Origin of the sequence: Streptomyces sp. NPDC057486, from assembly GCF_042802415.1 — a bacterium.
Lineage (GTDB): Bacteria > Actinomycetota > Actinomycetes > Streptomycetales > Streptomycetaceae > Streptomyces > Streptomyces yanii.
Genome location: NZ_JBHVEE010000045.1, coordinates 33,349 through 48,437, shown reverse-complemented (window position 1 = coordinate 48,437; position 15,089 = coordinate 33,349). Strand labels below are relative to the sequence as shown.

Here is a 15,089-nt window from a genome sequence, read left to right as displayed (position 1 = left end):
CCAAGTTGCCCCGAGAGTGACACCTTAGTTGTCATGAGTGTCGATCTCGCATCCGTTCCGATCCGTTCCCTGCAGACGGTCGATGGCCTACTCGCCTACCGTGAGGCCGGTTCCGGGCCGCCTCTGGTGTTCCTGCACGGCGGCTTCCTCGATCACCGCATGTGGGAGGAACAGATCCTGGTCTTCGCCGCACGCCATCGGGTCATCGCGTTCGACGCCCGCGGGCATGGCGGCTCAGACAACGCGACCGGCCCGTTCCGGCCCGCCGACGACGTCGCCGCGCTGCTGCGCGGCCTGGAGGCGGACCCGGCAGTACTCGTCGGAGTGTCGATGGGTGGGGCCACCGCCGTCGACTGTGCGCTGGAACACCCGGACCTGGTCCGCGCGGTCGTCGTCAGCGGTGTCGGCACCAGTGAGCCCGTCTTCGAGGACCCGTGGGCGCTGGATGTCCTTTCGGCAGAGGGGCGGGCGCTGGCGGCGGGCGACGCGGCCGGCTGGGTCGAAGCGTTTCAGCGGTTCGTCGCCGGCCCGCACCGCGACCCGGCCGACGTCGATGCCGACCTGATGCGACGGGTGCGAGAGATGGCACTCGGCACGCTCGGCAAGCACGCGCCCGGCGAAGCGGACCATCGGGTACCGGTCACGGCCACCTGGGAGCGCGCGCCCGGGATCGCCGTCCCCGTGTGCGCGATCAACGGTGCCCTCGACGCACCGGACCACCTCGCCATGGCAGGCCGCCTGGCGAAGCTCGTCCCCGGCGGGCACACCGCCACGGTGCCCGCGGCCGCGCACTACCCCAACATGGAGAACCCGGCCCGCTTCAACGCCGAACTGACGTCGTTCCTGGAGACCGTATGAGCAGCGCCCTTCTGGTGATGGACGTCCAGCGAGCCATCGTGGACATCGCCGACGACGGCTCCGGATACCTCCCGCGCCTGCGCAGGGCGATCGACGGTGCCCGGGCGGCGGACATTCCTGTCATCTACGTGATCATCGCGTTACGCCCGGGCTTTCCGGAAGTCGGCCCGCGCAACAGGGCACTGACCGCCGTCGCGCGAGCCGGGCTCCACGTCGAGGGCGACCCCGGCACCGAAATCCACCCCGATGTCGCGCCTCGGCCGGGCGAGGTGGTGGTCACCAAGAGACGGGCGAGCGCGTTCTCGGGCAGCGACCTCGACGTGGTGCTCAGGGCGCACGGCATCGACAGCCTCGTGCTCACCGGCATCGCCACCAGCGCCGTGGTGCTGCACACCCTGTGCCAGGCCAACGACCTGGACTTCGACCTCACTGTCCTCGCCGACGCCTGCCTGGACACCGACGCCGAGGTCCACCGGTTCCTCACCGAGAAGCTGTTCCCGCAGTGGGCGGACGTCGTCACCGTCGACGACTGGCTCAATGCCACCACACCCCGGTAGCGGCAAACTGGGGAGAGCCCGGTGTGTGGTGGCGCACGTCGGCGCATCGCTGCTGCTCCGGGTACGGCCTTGCCGTGACGCTCCGTCACGGCAAGGCGAAAATCCTTGTGGGCAGCGATGCCGCCCTCGACGAGCCGGGCAGGCCGGCGGAGGGCATCAAAACGCTGCTGCCTGCCCGTACAGACGGCGACACCGGCTTCACCGTGGTCCTGATCGACGGCGGTGGCGAGCGTACCTTCGTCACCAGTTTCGGAGTCGAGACCACCCTGACGCCGTCGGACATCGACACGGTTGCCGCAGGGCTGCGTCCCGGTGATCTGCTGCAACTTTCCGGCTATGGGCTGGTGCTACCAACTGCACGATCGCGACCACCACACCGAACGCGGCGCCGATCGAGAGCGCGTTCATCACCGCGGCCTGATGGGGCATCGCCGGGCGCCCGTACAGGTGGCAGACGCCTTGGGTGCCGGCCTCGTCGACGCGCTGGCGCGCGTCCAGCGCGGCGAGCAGCGGCACTTGCTCGGCTAGGAGCGTGGGTCGGTAACGAGCAAGCCGTCGAGGGTTGGTGGTCGGATCCCTGGCGGTCCGGGGTTGTCGGCGGTGTCGGGGCGGGTGCGGGGTGTGGTTGCTGTGGAGGGTGATGCTGCCGCCTGGGCGCTCAGGCTCGGGCGGCGGCCAGTCCGGGGGTTCCGCGCCTGACGTGCGTGGATTCCGGTGTTCGCGGCGGATTGGTCGAGCATGCCGGTGTGGTTGAGTGCGTCGGCGGGGTTGGTCGTGACGTCGGCGGCGGTGATGATCTGGTGCGCGTCGTCCACCACGGCCTGGGCGTTGTATGCCTGGATGAACGCGCCGGCCCCGTTCTTCATGTTCTGCCGGCGGGACGATACGGGTCACTGGTGCGTGTGGTGCGCCGCGCCGTCGCGCCCTAGAATTGAAGAGTTCTGCAATTTGTTAGTTATCGCACTAGTCAAGAGGTATGTGGAGAGCGTGGTGGTGGGTGTGTTCGCCGACGAGGTACGGGAGCGGGTCCGTCGGGCGCGGGTCCAGCTTGTGGCGGCTTTGGATGCTGAGGATGCCTATGGGGCGGCCCTGGCCGAGGGCGAGTTGGACGACGCGCTGCGGGTGGCACGCGAGCATGACATCCGCACGGATGATGGGATGGGCGGGGCGTGAGCGCGGTTCAGGTACCGCTGTACCAGGCGAAGGCGGAGTTCTTCCGGATGCTAGGCCACCCGGTCCGTATCCGGGTGCTGGAGTTGCTGCAGGATGGGCCGCTGCCTGTGCGGGACCTGCTGGCAGAGATCGGGATCGAACCGTCGAGCCTTTCGCAGCAGCTGGCCGTACTGCGCCGTTCCGGGATCGTGATTGCGACCCGCGAGGGTTCCACCGTCGTCTATGAGCTGGCCGGCGGGGATGTGGCGGAGCTGATGCGGGCCGCGCGCCGGATCCTGACCGTGATGCTCGCAGGGCAGCAGGACCTGCTCGAACAGTTGCACAGCGCCGAATCGCGGACGGTGTCGTGACCTGGGGTATTCGCCAGCACGCGCCCGCAGGCGGGCGTGACCTGCCGGACGTGAAGCGGCATGCCATGACGGCTGCTGGTTGTGCGTGAACTCGCCGCCCATGCCCTACGGCATGCCGAGCGCTCGCCCGATACGGAGGTGGTGGTCACCGTAGCTGCCGCTGCGGCGAACAAAGTGCGTTTCGGGCCTGTCCGTGGATGTAGTGGCGGACCGGTCATGCGCGCTGCGGATGCGACTGAGGTCGGCACACTCGCCGCCCGGAACGGCGGCACTGCGCGGGTGCGTCCGCGTCTGCACGCCGGTACCCGCCCGTCCCGGGTACCGAAGACAGAACGGGAGAGGGTTCATGAGTGAAACCGTCCGACACCAGAACCAGCCCGCCCCCGAGGGCGGCGGTGCCGGCGTCGAGTCCTGGAAGGAGAAAGGCGTGGCCTTGCGTGCCTTCTTCTACATCTTCGGCACGCACCTGTTCGCGGGATTCGTCTGGCTGTTGTTCTATGTGGGCGAGAACGCCCACAAGTGACCACGCCTGGACTGGCCTGTAACGGCAGAACGCCATTGCTGTGTCTTTGAGTCCTCTGAGGTCGGACAGCCTGCTGAATGCCTGCGTGGTCGAAGTGGCAGCGGCTGGGCCGGGGTAGGGGCCGCAGTCGGACGGTGTGGGTGGTGGACAGTGCGTGCTGGACGACGAGTCTGGACGCGGCTCGCGCGCTGTCGCACGTCTCAAGGCCGGGGGAAACATCGCACGCGCCGTCCCCGTTGTGAAGCATGGGGCGCAGCGCGTGCGAGAAATGCGGCCTGGGTCAGGCCTTCTTCAGGAACTCGGTCTTCAGAACAAGGCCCTTGACCTTCTTGGTGTTGCACTCGATCTCGCCGGGCCGGCTGGTGAGGCGGATGTTCTTGACCAGGGTGCCGCGCTTGAGGGTCTCGGACGTGCCCTTCACCTTCAGGTCCTTGATCAGGGTGACGGAGTCACCGTCGTCCAGAACGGTTCCGTTGCTGTCCTTCACGGTCACGTCACTCATGGTTCTTCCTTGCTCGGTTCGTTGCTGTGCATTGCTTGGATCAGGCATGGGTCGGTGCTGGTGTGGGTGCCGGGCCACTCGTCCGTGCACCATCCCCGCCCGTCCCCGACCGGGTCCTGGTGGGTGGCGAGGGCGGTGGGCAGGTCGCGGTGGACGGGGACTGGCGGGTGGGTGCCGTCGGGGACGAGAGAGCCGTCAGCAGGAATTCCGGCGAGTTCCAGACGCCGCCCGTCGCTGTGAAGTTGGCGGGCGGCCTGGGCGACGGCGAGCTGGCCGGCGGCGGACCAGCCGCGCAGTTCGGTCAGGTCGAGGATGACCGGTCCGGTGCCGCGTGCCTGGACCCAGCCGATGGCGCCGGTGAACCGGTGGACAGCGTCTGCGCCGAGATATCCGGCGAGGGAGAGGACGCCGAGGTTGTGGTGGGAGGTGTAGCTCCACTCGATGGTCATTGTCGCTGCCTCAGTCTTCTACAGGGGAAGGGTGACCCAGATGCTCTTGCCCTGGCCGTCCGCGTCCCCGCGTACGACCGCGGTGCCACCGATCTGCAGGGTGAGTTCGACGACGGTGGCCAGCCCAGTGCTGCCGGTGCCGATGACCGCGTCGTAGAGGGGCGGCCGGTAGGGGTGGCGGTCGTGGACGGCAAAAGCGAACGTGTCCGGCCCGCCCGCGAAGATGACCGTCACGTTCGGGGAGAGCACGGCGGCGTGACGCACGCTGTTGGTTACCAGCTCCGCCAGGATCAGCAGCGCCGGATCCACGCTCGGATGGTGGCGGCTGATACCCCACTCCGCCAGTACCTGCTCCGTCGTCTCACGCGTTATCCGGACGGCCGAGCCCATGGTGGGCAGGGTCAGTACATGCCGGTACGGCAGGGTTTCGAGCTGCATACTCACCGGGCCTCCCGGTGGGCGAGGCGAAAGCCGGTAACTGCCTGCGGACGGATCCGTATGAGGGTGTTGTGCGGTCCGTGAGCCCAGCCTGGCAGCGTACGGCGGTAGTGGGCCCTCTCGTCCGGGTCGGCGACGACCTCGGCCGGTCCGGTCACGGTGACGGTCCAGCCGGTGCCGCCGGCCCGGATCTCGTCCGCCTGGTAGGTCAGTGCGACTCGCTCGGCCAGGGCGGCCTCCTGGGCCGGGGCGCGGACGATCAGCCGCCCGTAGTGCAGGACGTGCACGGCCGGGCGGACCACGGCGCTCTCGCGCTGGAAGTAGAACAGACGCCCCTGGACGACGCTTTCCAGCAGCCACAGGGCTTCCGCAATGGACACCTCGACCATGCGGCGGGTGTGGGGGCCGGTCATCGGGAAGCCTTTTCGATGGCAGGGGAGATCAGACTGGGAGCGGGCAGCAGCCCCGCCTTCTGCAGGTGGGTACGGGCCCCGGCGATGGCCTCCGGAGTGGAGGTGTAGTCGCGCCCCTGCCGCTGCAACAGGCCCAAGGCGCCGACGGAATCGAGGGCCTGGCGCTGACCGGGGCGAATGCCGGAGGTCATCACCGCGATGTCGCGACGGTTCAGCTTCTCCACGGCGTCCTTCAATACGAGAGCGCCGGTTGCGTCCATCGTCGACACCCGCGACATCCGCAGGATCACCACTCGCACGTCGCCCACCTCGGAGAGTTCGAGGAGGAAGCGGTGGGCGCCGGCGAAGAACAGCGGCCCGTCGATCCGGTACGCGACGATGTGCTCGGCCAGGAGCGCGTGCTCCTCTTCACTGTGCTCACCGGGCAGATCGGGTCGGAAGTCCACCTCGTCGATCCGGGCCTGGCGGGCCACCGCCCGAAGCGCCAGCGCCCCGGCCACCACCAGGCCGATGATGACCGCGTAGACAAGGTCGAGAGCCAACGTGGCAGCCGCAGTCAGGACGAGGACGATCGCGTCGGAGCGGGTCGCGCGGGCCATTGCCCGCAGCGCACCGACCTCGACCATGCGGATCGCGGTTGCGATCAGCACCCCCGCCAGCGCGGCCAGCGGGATCCTCGCGACCAGCGGAGCTGCGGCGAATACGATCACAGCGAGGACGGCGGCGTGGGTGAGCGCGGCCAGCCGGGAGCCCGCCCCGGTACGGACATTGACCGCGGTACGGGCGATGGCGGCCGTTGCCGGAACGCCGCCGAACAGAGGGGCGGCCAGGTTCGCGATGCCCTGCCCGAACAGTTCCTTGTCCGGGTCGTGCTTCTGCCCGACCGTCATGCCGTCCGCGACGGTGGCCGACAGCAGCGACTCCAGCGCCGCGAGTGCGGCCACCGCGACCGCGGGGGCGAGCAGCGAACCCAGGGCCGACAGGTCCAGGAAGCCGAGCGAAGGGGCAGGCAGCCCTGACGGCAGATCACCGATCGGGGCGGCTTTGTCGAGGTGGAAGAGCTGGGCAGCCACAGTGGCGGCGATCACGGCGACGATGGAGAACGGGACGGCCGGGCGCCAGCGTGCACCGAGCAGCATCATGGCCGCGACACCGGCCGCGAGAGCCACGGCGGTCCAGTTCGGTGCCTTCGTGAACTCCTCGATCGCGCGCCAGGTCACGCCGAGGACCTTGTCGCCCTCGGGCTTGGGCACGCCGAGGGCGCCCGGGATCTGCTGAAGTCCGATGACGCAGGCGATGCCCAGGGTGAATCCCTCCACCACCGGGGCCGGGACGTAGCGCATGTACTGGCCGGCCTTCAGCAGGGCGAGCACGATCAGCAGGACACCGGCCATCAGCCCGACCGTCAGCACTCCGCCGGGCCCGTACTGCGCGACGATCGGCACCAGCACCACCGTCATCGCCCCTGTGGGGCCGGAGACCTGGAGGTTCGAGCCGCCGAACAGCGCGGCCAAGGCTCCCGCCACCACGGCGGTAGCAAGCCCGGCTTCGGCGCCGAGCCCCGAGGAGACACCGAACCCGAGCGCGAGTGGCAGCGCCACAATGGCGACGGTAAGGCCGGAGAGCAGGTCACGGCGCGGGTTACGGGCCATGACCGCGTAGTCGGCGCGGGCAGGCAGCAGGGAGCGCACCCGGCCCCAGGACCGGTCCAGCAGCGTTCTCACTCGGCTGCTACCTCTGCTTCCCGCAGCTCAGCCAGCAGTTCGTTCCGCCCGGTCAGCATCTCCGTCAGGATCCTCCGCGCCGCCCGCATCAGATCCGCGACATCCCCGCCGGCCAGTTCGTAGACCACGGTCGAGCCCTTCCGGGCAGAGATCACGATCCCCGAGCGGCGCAACACCGCCAACTGCTGTGACAGCGCCGCCGGCTCCACCTCGATCGCCGCCAGCAGGTCGCGTACCGGCATCGGACCGTCCTGCAACAGCTCCAGCACCCGGATGCGCACCGGGTGCCCGAGCATCCGGAAGAACTCGGCCTTGGCCTCATACAGCGGAACCGGCACGCTCTGGCACACTCCCATCGCCCAGGTATCTGCGACATCGCTTGGCGCTGTGCCCGCGGCTACCTACGGATACAGCCTCTACATCATGTATCGAATTGCAAAATTATGCAATTCATTGATCTGGTGCTCACTGTTTGGCCTCCCCGGGCCGAGGGCGTAATGGGTGTCGTGCAGGGCACGCACGAGGGCATCGAGGTGCACCCCGTACGCGCGGGGACGGTCCCGTCACGTCGACCAGGCCGGTGGTCATGGCGTCGTGCACCCCGTACGCGCGGGGACGGTCTTCAGCGCCTGACTCTGAAGCTTCTATAGATCGTCAAGCTGTAGGAGACGGCCCGGGTGCGCCGCTGAATGTGAAGGAGGGTCAGACCTTGACCCCTCCCTCGACCTCGGCCGGGGGTGCCGAGACCGTCTTCGGTGCCCGGCGTCCGGGCATCCACCAGTTGGCCTCGCCGAACAGTTCCATCACCGCGGGCATCAGAACCATCCGCACGACGGTGGCGTCGATGAACACGGCGATGGCCATGCCCACTGCCCCCTGCTTGACTGCGACGTCGGGCCCGAGCACGGAGGTCATGAAGACGGCGATCATGATGGCGGCCGCGGCCGTGATGACCCTGGCGGTCCGTGCCAGCCCGCGGGTGACGGACAGCCGGATGTCGCCGGTTCGCTCGTACTCCTCACGGATCCGCGAGATCAGGAATACCTGGTAGTCCATCGACAGGCCGAACAGGACCGGGAACATCGTCATCGGCACCCAGCTCGTGACGGGCATCTTGGTGGGGAAGCCGAAGGCCGTGCCGAGCCATCCCCACTGCACGATCGCGACCACCACACCGAACGCGGCGCCGATCGAGAGCGCGTTCATCACCGCGGCCTGCAGGGCGATCGTGACCGACCGGACCAACGCGAGCATCAGCACCATGGACAGCGCGATGACGACCCCGATCATCAGCGGCAGACGTTCGGCGGAGTCCTCGGAGACATCGATGGTGCTGGCGTTCGGCCCGCCGATGAGGACCTTTTCACCGCCGGGCGTCTTGGGCAGCACATCGTTGCGGAGCTTGTGCACCAGGTCCGCGGTCGCTTCGTCCTGGTATCCGGTCGTGGGGAAGGCCGTGAAGGCCACGGCCTTCCCGTCCTTGCTGACCTGGGGCGGCGTGGCCTGGGCGATGCCCTCGGTCTTGCTGACCGCTGCGACAACAGGACTCAGATCAGCGTCCGCGGAGTCGACCTCGGTGGCGAAGATCAGGGGCGCTCCGAAGCCCGGACCGAAGCCCTCGGAGAGGATCTTGTACGAGGTGTAGCTGCTCCGGTCGCGGGGTTGGACACTGGCGTCGGGCAGGCTCAGCCGCATGTCCAGCATGGGGGCGGCCAGCACCAGCAGGAACCCGCCGGCCAGAATCGCAGCAATCAGTGGCCTGCGCTGCACCACGCCGGCCCAACGCTCGGCGGGGGTACGGCGTTGGGACTGGGCATCGAGCGGCTGGTTCCGGCGGGACGCGCGACGAGGCAGGCGCAGCGAGTTGATCTTGTAGCCGGTGAACCCCAGGAGCGCCGGCAGCAGGGTCACCGCGGCGATCATCGTCAACAGCACCGCGATGGACGTGGCGACGGCTACCCCGGTCATCAGCCGCTGTCCCATGACGATCAGGCCCAGCAACGCGATCACGACGGTCAGGCCGGCGAACAGCACCGCGCGACCGGCGGTGGTGACGGCTGCGACGGTTGCGGTCTCGGGCTCATCGCCGTCCCGCAGGCCGTCCTTGTAGCGGGTCACGATGAACAGGGCGTAGTCGATGCCCACACCGAGCCCGATCATCGCGCCGAAGATCACAGTGAAGCCCGGCGCCGGGGCCACGTGCCCCACCAGCTTGATCAGCGCGAGGCCGGCCGCGAGTGCCAGCAGGGCGGTCACGATCGGCAGGCCCATCGCCACCAGCGACCCGAAGGCGATGAACAAGATCACCGCTGCCGCCAGGATGCCCACACTTTCGGTCGGACCCTGCTTGGGTGTCTCGGCCTTTTCCGCCATGTACCCGCCGAGCCCGAGGGTGACGCTGTCGTCGGAGGCGTCCTTGACCACGTCCACCAAGGGCTTGACGTCGCTCTTCTCCACCTCCTTGTCGCTCAGCGGGATGGTCATACGGGCGATACGACGATCCTCCGTCACCAGGTTCGTGTCCCGATACGGCGAGACCACCGGCCCGGTGATGGACGAGTCGGAGATATCGGCGACGACCTTCTCGATCTTCCGCTGGGCGGCAGGGTCATCAATTCCCTTGTCCGCCTTGATCGCGAGGGTCAGCGTGTCCCCTGACCGTTCGGGAAAGTGCTTCTCAATCAGCTCCTGCGCCTTGGCGGACCCGGAGTCTCCGCCGGAGAAGTCGTCGTCGGAGGCGGCGCCGTAGTTGAAGCCGACGAACGCGACGACGATCACGCCGACGATCCAGGTCAGGAGGACCAGGCGGCGGCGCCGGAAACAGAAGCGGCCCAGTCCCGCCAGAGTCCCGCCTCTGGGGGCAGTTTCGGTTGCCATCATTGTCTCCTCAAGTCCCTGTCCCTCTCTCACTTGAACGTGCGCTCGTAGCCGGGGCGGTCAGCCGGTCGGCCGGTGCGGCGGGAGCGGGACAGAGCCAGCCGGCTGAGGACCGCGGCGATCAGCCCCAGCACCAGGGCCAGGGCGCCACCGATCACTCCGTTGCCGGTACCGGGACCGCCGTCGGCGACGGCCAGATTCACCGCGCCGATGACCATGCCGATCAGCCCCGCCACCAGGGCCACGAAGGCCCCCCTCTTCCCCTTGCCGTTGCCGATTCGGCCGGCGGAGCGGGCCAGGGCCAGCCCGCCGATGACCACGCCGGCCAGCGACACCAGCGCGGCCACGGTGCCCACGAGTCGCCCGGCGGTCAGGGAGGCATCGGCGGCGACCGGCTGAACCGAGGCATGCGCGGCCGCCGGTGCGGCAAACCCCAACCCTCCGAGCAAAGCGCCTGCGATGGCGGCAAGCACGTAACGGACAGACAAGAGGTGCTCCTTCTCCTCGTACGACTCCTGCTGGTGGACGTCGCCCGATCCTGTCCGCCGGACCCACCACCGGTCGTCCCGCAGACGGACGCACTTCGCGCTGCCGCCGATGGCGCACGCGGCTACCGCGGACGCTGCAGGAGCCGCACAGGTACCGCGGGCGCGGTAGAGGGCCGTTCGTCCGTGAGCGGGACTCGCCCGCGCAGGCATCCGGCTAGGTTGCGCGCATGAGCAAACGACGGTTCGGTGTCCCGGCTGGTGTCGGGGACTGGGTGATCGCCGTGGGCGTGGCGGCGCTGATGCTGGGCACCGGGTCGTCCGGGGAGCACCCTGGCACGGGACCCGATCTGCTCGGCTACGCGCTGCTGGCGGTCGGTGGCCTGGCGCTGGCCGCGCGCCGCCGGGCTCCGGTTGTCGTCCTGGCCGTCACCGGGCTGTGCGCGGTCGGTTACCAGGCGGCCGGGTTCGACGTGCTCGCCGTCGCGTACCTGGTCGCGGTGTACGGCGCGGTGCGGGCCGGGCACCGTGCCCTCGCGGTTACGGCGTCCGTGACCCTGCTGGTGGCTCTCCAGCTCACGGCACTGGCCGTCCGTAACGGGCCCGTGAGCGAGGCGTTGGTGCAGGCCCGCGGCACCCTGGAGATCGCCTGGCTCATCGCCGCCTTTGCCGCGGGGGAGGCGTTGCGGCAGGCCGAGCGGCGGGCGGACGAGGCCGAGCGCACCCGGGAGGAGACCGCTCGGCGTCGCGCTGATGAGGAGCGGCTGCACATCGCGCGGGAGCTGCACGATGCGCTCACCCATCAGATCTCCATCATCAAGGTGCAGTCCGAGGTCGCCGTCCACGTGGCCCATAGACGCGGTGAGAAGGTGCCGGAGGCCCTGCTGGCCATCCAGGAGGCCGGACGTGAGGCGAGCCGGGAACTGCGCGCGACCCTCCAGGTACTGCGCGACGACGACACGACCCCGCCGCGGGGGCTTGGCCAGATCCCGGAGCTGGTGGAGAGGGTCGGCAGGGCCGGTCTGGAGGCGACGCTGACGATCGAGGGACAGCGGCACGACGTGCCGGCCGCGGTGGGCCGGACCGCCTACCGGATCGTTCAGGAGTCGCTCACCAACATCGTCCGGCACGCCGCCGCCACTACGGCATCGGTCCGGATCGACTACTGGCCCGACGCCCTCGCGATACGCATCGACGACGACGGCAAGGCCACGCCGGGCACCGCCCCGGTGCCCGGCGTCGGGCTGCTCGGCATGCGCGAACGAGTCACCGCCCTCGGCGGCCTACTGCGCGCCGAACCGCGCGACGAGGGCGGCTTCACCGTCCAGGCCGAACTCCCCGTGGAGCAGATGCCATGATTCGCGTCCTGCTGGTCGCAGCCGCTCATTCGCAGCGGATTCCACGCGCTCCTCAACCTCGAAGACGACATCGAGATGGTGGCCGAGGCCGCCGACGGGCAGGAGGGTCTGGCGCTGGCCAGGGAGCAACTGCCCCACCTGCAACACGTACTCACTGCCATCGCCGTGAACATCGAACGCCTCAGCAGGTGGTCGGTGACCGAAGAGGGCTCGCCACCAAGACCGCCGACGACCTTCCAGACCTACCTGGACCAACAGAGGATTCCCCGGTCAAAGTCCTGGCGGACCCTCGGCACCTGATCCCGACCACTCCAAGATCCCCGACAGAGTCAAGCTCAGAGCCAGCCGTGGCGGCTGGCCTGGACTCCGAGTTGGAAACGGGTCTGTGCGCCCAGAACTTCCTGGAGGCGGGCGATGCGGCGTCCCACTGTTCGTTCACTGACGCCGAGTTCGCGGGCGATGGACTCATCGGTCAGTCCGCCGCTGAGGTAGGTGAGAAGATGCCGGGCGTCGTCGGTGGGGGAAGTACCGACGTCGTCTCGGCTCCGCCACCGCGGGCCGGCCAGCGACCAGGACACGCAAAACAGCGCCGCGCTGTGCCGGAAGTGGCGGAGAAGCTGGGACGCGTACGCACGACGAGCGCGAGGCCGACGGCGAGGCGGCGGGCAGTCGACTGATGCGCGGCTCGTGGGTGGGTCGGTCGGCTCCGTGGGCTTTACCCACCTGATCGTGATGATCTGCGGGTTTTGTCGATGGTGGTTCGGCAGTGTGATGTCAGTGCGTCAGGTACGGGGCTTCTTCTGTTCAGCTTGTTGTGGTTGGTGATTCGAGTGGTGACACGAATGCCGGTCTGGGGCTGAGCTTTTGGCGATGATGCAGGTCAGTTGGTTGCCGGTCGGTATGACGTGTCAGGCTTCACCGCCCTGCTGCGGCTGCTGCGCCCATTCCAGCCCGAGGTTGGCGAGGGCGGTGAGTTGTTGGTCGGTGAGGCGGTGGCGGCGGCACGGTCGTGAAGGGTGGTGCGTCTGTGGGGGTGTGGGTCGGCCCTGCGTAGGGCTGGATCTGTTGAGGGGGCGTGGAGAAGGACGTGGAGCGGGAGCGCAGCGCGGAGGCAGCACCGAACGCGTACGAGCGGGTCCTCGCAGAGGATCGGCGGGTGTTCCGGGAGGCACTGCGCTCGAGTCGGGGCGGTGCGCACTTCGGTCTGGTTGTGACGGCCTTGGCACTCGGTGCGGTCGGGTACTTGGAGGGCACCGAGTGGCCGTTGATCATCGGTGGCGTGTCCGCGGTCTGGTTTGCGCTGGCCTTGGCCGTCGTCCGCCGACGCGGCGGACGGAGCTGGAAGGCGATCGAGCGTGCATACATCGCGACCTTCGGCTGGGTCCAGTGGCTCTGACCTGACCGGTGTCGGGCCAGCCGGTCACTCGTGCACGCCGCGCGCGTGTGTGTTCCTCGACCCGGGGTCGAAGGTGATCCCATGACCATCGCCTGATCAGACATTCGAATCGCAGGACGGAATCCTGGTATGCCAGGATCTGCTGCTGTGATGGATGACGACCCTCTTACCGGCCTGGACGATGTGCCCTGGGCCCAGCTGCAGCACTCCTACGGCATGGCCGACGACGTCCCCGGACACCTCCGGGCGATGCAGGCGGGGGTTTGGGAGGGCCAGTACCCGCCGAGTGCGCAGCTCGCGAACCATATCGTGCACCAGGGCACGCGATCGCAGGCTGCAGTGCACACCGTTCCGTTCCTCGTGCGGATGGCACTCGACCCGAGATTGGTCAACAGGCATCGGTTCGTCGGTCTGCTGGTCGCCATCGCGATCGGGTTGGACAACAACTATCTGCCGAATGGCTATGACCCTGAGGAAGACCGCGCCAACTTGGCGAATCTACGCGGCGAAGCCGACGACTGGGCTCAGTGGATCGCCGAAGCTGCGGACGATAAGCAGCGCAAACAGCGCGAGGAGAGCTGTGCGCAAGTGCTCATCGACGCTGAAGCGGTGGTGCGTTCCTATGACGCCGTCCGGGAAGCGCTTCCCGCGCTCGCCGTCCTGCTGACCTCGGACAGCTCTGAACTGCGGGCCGAGACAGCGAACTTGATGGCTTGGTTCCCCGAGTCCGCGGCGACGTCGATCCCGCTCTTGAAGGCGTTCATCGCCGATGAAGGCTCGCCCGGCGCGGCAGCGACGGGATTGGTTGCCCTCGGTCTGCTCGGCGAGCCAGCGACCGTCCCCTTCATCGGGCGCTACCTGGACAGCCCGATCGTCGAGCTGCGCTGGGCCTCCGCCTTCGCGTTGACGCGGTTCGGCATCGCCGGCCCGGCCGTCGTCGACGTGCTGACGCAGGTCGTCGCCCGGCCGCCTGAGGAGACCGAGATGATGTCGTTCCTGAGCGGCTCTTACAGCGGCCTCTCGGCGATGGCCCTGGCCGAAACGTCCGAAGCCACGACGCTCCGGGCAGTCGATGCCATGCTGGTCGGCCTGGCTGACCGTACGGGCGACGAAGGGTTCTACGACAGGTACTACACGGCGCATACGCTGTTCACGCTGGTTTTCCCGGGCGATCCCGCCGAACCGCCGCAGTCCTTCGGCGACCTGAGCAACGTGCAGCAGCGTGTCGTGCGCTTCGTCGCCGACCAGGACGAGGCTGCCTGGCCATCCGGTGCAATGGACGCTTTGCGTCGGTGGAAGGTGCCGACCAGGCACTCTGACCTGCGCGTCTACGCTGGCATGTCCAGGCTGGCCAATAGGCTGGCGGCCGAGGCCTCGTGGTCGGAGTGGGTGAGGCGGTAGCGGGCCGGCCGGCGCGGTGAGAGCGCTGGGCCGTCGGCCTCGACGCGGCCCTGATTGATGGACTTGTGGAGGAGGTTGAGGCTTCCTGGGTAGCTGAGTTCCTGAATCTCCCGGAACAGGTGCACGACCGGGACGGCCGAGTCATCCTCGCGGCGTCGGCGCAGGTGGTTGCGGTAGGGATCCACCAGCGTGGGCCGGTACTTGGGGGCGCGGATGAGCCGCTCGGGTTCCGGGATACGTGTGTAGCGCTTGACGGCGTTCAGTGCCAGGTTCAGGCGCCTGGCGCCTCGGCGCAGAGCGATGCATGCGCGGCATGCAGGCGCGCCTGTTCGGCGGCCAGGAAGGAGGGTGCCTCCAGAGCCGTACGGGACTTGGCTGCGCTGCGTTCGGCGCGGGCGAAACGGCCCACTCCCTGCAGATGGAACGCCTGAGCCTCGGCTTGCGCCCAGGGCAGGCCCAGCGGGGGAGGCCCAGGCACGACGGGCTGGCCGGACTGCCTCTGGCGTGGCTGCTGCCGCGTCACCGCTCGGCGCCGGACCGGCTCGTTGAGAAACGGCCCTGCCAGGCCGCCTTCGCACCCGAGTC

Annotated in this window: 19 protein-coding genes and 3 pseudogenes; 10 read left to right on the top strand and 12 right to left on the bottom strand. The window is 68.7% G+C overall.

Features of this window, described 5'->3' with window-relative positions; all coding sequences use genetic code 11:
- The first annotated feature begins 33 nt into the window (after positions 1 to 33).
- The 3 genes from ACFU6I_RS21825 to ACFU6I_RS21815 all read left to right on the top strand — a co-directional run bounded on the left by ACFU6I_RS21825 (position 34) and on the right by ACFU6I_RS21815 (position 1,943).
- Positions 34 to 858 (top strand): alpha/beta fold hydrolase, encoded by an 825-nt coding sequence (locus ACFU6I_RS21825; RefSeq protein WP_384369191.1) that lies wholly within the window; start codon positions 34 to 36, stop codon positions 856 to 858.
- On the top strand, positions 855 to 1,415 hold the full coding sequence (locus ACFU6I_RS21820) for a cysteine hydrolase family protein (protein WP_384369188.1): 561 nt from the start codon (positions 855 to 857) through the stop codon (positions 1,413 to 1,415). Before ACFU6I_RS21825 ends, ACFU6I_RS21820 begins: the two co-directional genes overlap by 4 nt.
- Before the next feature lie 336 nt (positions 1,416 to 1,751).
- A complete protein-coding gene (locus ACFU6I_RS21815) occupies positions 1,752 to 1,943 on the top strand; it encodes a hypothetical protein (protein ID WP_384369185.1) in 192 nt (63 codons plus the stop codon).
- A 164-nt stretch (positions 1,944 to 2,107) separates the two neighbouring features.
- On the opposite strand, the pseudogene ACFU6I_RS21810 reads toward ACFU6I_RS21815, so the two are convergent.
- A pseudogene (locus ACFU6I_RS21810) lies at positions 2,108 to 2,281 on the bottom strand (IS1182 family transposase); the annotation flags it as partial.
- Between the two features lie 133 nt (positions 2,282 to 2,414).
- Here ACFU6I_RS21810 and ACFU6I_RS21805 point away from each other — a divergent pair.
- The 3 genes from ACFU6I_RS21805 to ACFU6I_RS21795 all read left to right on the top strand — a co-directional run bounded on the left by ACFU6I_RS21805 (position 2,415) and on the right by ACFU6I_RS21795 (position 3,461).
- The gene (locus ACFU6I_RS21805; protein WP_384369182.1) at positions 2,415 to 2,588 is read left to right on the top strand and encodes a hypothetical protein; all 174 of its coding nucleotides are present in this window, start codon (positions 2,415 to 2,417) and stop codon (positions 2,586 to 2,588) included.
- A complete protein-coding gene (locus ACFU6I_RS21800) occupies positions 2,585 to 2,938 on the top strand; it encodes an ArsR/SmtB family transcription factor (RefSeq protein WP_384369179.1) in 354 nt (117 codons plus the stop codon). The genes ACFU6I_RS21805 and ACFU6I_RS21800 overlap by 4 nt, the downstream gene beginning before the upstream one ends.
- A 346-nt stretch (positions 2,939 to 3,284) precedes the next feature.
- The gene (locus ACFU6I_RS21795) at positions 3,285 to 3,461 is read left to right on the top strand and encodes a DUF6126 family protein (RefSeq protein WP_384369176.1); all 177 of its coding nucleotides are present in this window, start codon (positions 3,285 to 3,287) and stop codon (positions 3,459 to 3,461) included.
- A 280-nt stretch (positions 3,462 to 3,741) separates the two neighbouring features.
- On the opposite strand, the gene ACFU6I_RS21790 is transcribed toward ACFU6I_RS21795, so the two are convergent.
- From ACFU6I_RS21790 to ACFU6I_RS21755, 8 genes are all read right to left on the bottom strand, one after another.
- The gene (locus ACFU6I_RS21790) at positions 3,742 to 3,963 is read right to left on the bottom strand and encodes an alkylphosphonate utilization protein (RefSeq protein ID WP_384369173.1); all 222 of its coding nucleotides are present in this window, start codon (positions 3,961 to 3,963) and stop codon (positions 3,742 to 3,744) included.
- Positions 3,960 to 4,412 (bottom strand): STAS domain-containing protein, encoded by a 453-nt coding sequence (locus tag ACFU6I_RS21785; protein ID WP_384369170.1) that lies wholly within the window; start codon positions 4,410 to 4,412, stop codon positions 3,960 to 3,962. The genes ACFU6I_RS21790 and ACFU6I_RS21785 overlap by 4 nt, the downstream gene beginning before the upstream one ends.
- A gap of 18 nt (positions 4,413 to 4,430) precedes the next feature.
- Positions 4,431 to 4,850 carry an ATP-binding protein gene (locus ACFU6I_RS21780; protein ID WP_384369167.1) on the bottom strand — a complete coding sequence of 140 codons (420 nt, stop codon included), beginning with the start codon at positions 4,848 to 4,850 and terminating at the stop codon, positions 4,431 to 4,433.
- 2 nt (positions 4,851 to 4,852) lie between these two features.
- Positions 4,853 to 5,263 carry a pyridoxamine 5'-phosphate oxidase family protein gene (locus tag ACFU6I_RS21775; protein WP_384369164.1) on the bottom strand — a complete coding sequence of 137 codons (411 nt, stop codon included), beginning with the start codon at positions 5,261 to 5,263 and terminating at the stop codon, positions 4,853 to 4,855.
- Complete coding sequence (locus ACFU6I_RS21770) at positions 5,260 to 6,915, bottom strand: SulP family inorganic anion transporter (protein WP_384369245.1); 1,656 nt, start codon at positions 6,913 to 6,915, stop codon at positions 5,260 to 5,262. The genes ACFU6I_RS21775 and ACFU6I_RS21770 overlap by 4 nt, the downstream gene beginning before the upstream one ends.
- Positions 6,916 to 6,983: 68 nt before the next feature.
- Entirely contained in the window at positions 6,984 to 7,325 is a 342-nt protein-coding gene (locus ACFU6I_RS21765) for an ArsR/SmtB family transcription factor (RefSeq protein ID WP_384369161.1), read from the bottom strand.
- 364 nt (positions 7,326 to 7,689) lie between these two features.
- Complete coding sequence (locus ACFU6I_RS21760) at positions 7,690 to 9,864, bottom strand: MMPL family transporter (RefSeq protein WP_384369158.1); 2,175 nt, start codon at positions 9,862 to 9,864, stop codon at positions 7,690 to 7,692.
- A 29-nt stretch (positions 9,865 to 9,893) separates the two neighbouring features.
- Positions 9,894 to 10,352, bottom strand: coding sequence for a DUF6223 family protein (locus ACFU6I_RS21755; RefSeq protein ID WP_384369155.1), 459 nt, complete (start codon positions 10,350 to 10,352; stop codon positions 9,894 to 9,896).
- Between the two features lie 227 nt (positions 10,353 to 10,579).
- On the opposite strand from ACFU6I_RS21755, the gene ACFU6I_RS21750 reads away from it, so the two are divergent.
- Both ACFU6I_RS21750 and ACFU6I_RS21745 read left to right on the top strand, forming a co-directional pair.
- Positions 10,580 to 11,707, top strand: coding sequence for a sensor histidine kinase (locus ACFU6I_RS21750; RefSeq protein WP_384369152.1), 1,128 nt, complete (start codon positions 10,580 to 10,582; stop codon positions 11,705 to 11,707).
- A gap of 27 nt (positions 11,708 to 11,734) precedes the next feature.
- Positions 11,735 to 11,842: pseudogene (locus tag ACFU6I_RS21745) on the top strand (DNA-binding response regulator); the annotation flags it as partial.
- 200 nt (positions 11,843 to 12,042) lie between these two features.
- Here ACFU6I_RS21745 and ACFU6I_RS21740 read toward each other — a convergent pair.
- The gene (locus tag ACFU6I_RS21740; protein WP_384369148.1) at positions 12,043 to 12,285 is read right to left on the bottom strand and encodes a response regulator transcription factor; all 243 of its coding nucleotides are present in this window, start codon (positions 12,283 to 12,285) and stop codon (positions 12,043 to 12,045) included.
- A 497-nt stretch (positions 12,286 to 12,782) separates the two neighbouring features.
- Between ACFU6I_RS21740 and ACFU6I_RS21735 the strand changes: the two genes are divergently transcribed.
- Both ACFU6I_RS21735 and ACFU6I_RS21730 read left to right on the top strand, forming a co-directional pair.
- Positions 12,783 to 13,103 (top strand): hypothetical protein, encoded by a 321-nt coding sequence (locus tag ACFU6I_RS21735; protein WP_384369145.1) that lies wholly within the window; start codon positions 12,783 to 12,785, stop codon positions 13,101 to 13,103.
- 147 nt (positions 13,104 to 13,250) lie between these two features.
- Positions 13,251 to 14,504, top strand: a complete 1,254-nt coding sequence (locus ACFU6I_RS21730; protein WP_384369142.1) for a HEAT repeat domain-containing protein — start codon at positions 13,251 to 13,253, stop codon at positions 14,502 to 14,504.
- Here ACFU6I_RS21730 and ACFU6I_RS21725 read toward each other — a convergent pair.
- Both ACFU6I_RS21725 and ACFU6I_RS21720 read right to left on the bottom strand, forming a co-directional pair.
- Positions 14,480 to 14,806, bottom strand: a pseudogene (locus ACFU6I_RS21725) (ISL3 family transposase); the annotation flags it as partial. The gene ACFU6I_RS21730 and the pseudogene ACFU6I_RS21725 sit on opposite strands and share 25 nt — an antisense overlap.
- Positions 14,776 to 14,982: a hypothetical protein gene (locus tag ACFU6I_RS21720; RefSeq protein WP_384369254.1), complete on the bottom strand. Its 207-nt coding sequence runs from the start codon at positions 14,980 to 14,982 to the stop codon at positions 14,776 to 14,778. The gene ACFU6I_RS21720 and the pseudogene ACFU6I_RS21725, both read right to left, overlap by 31 nt.
- Positions 14,983 to 15,089: the final 107 nt, after the last annotated feature.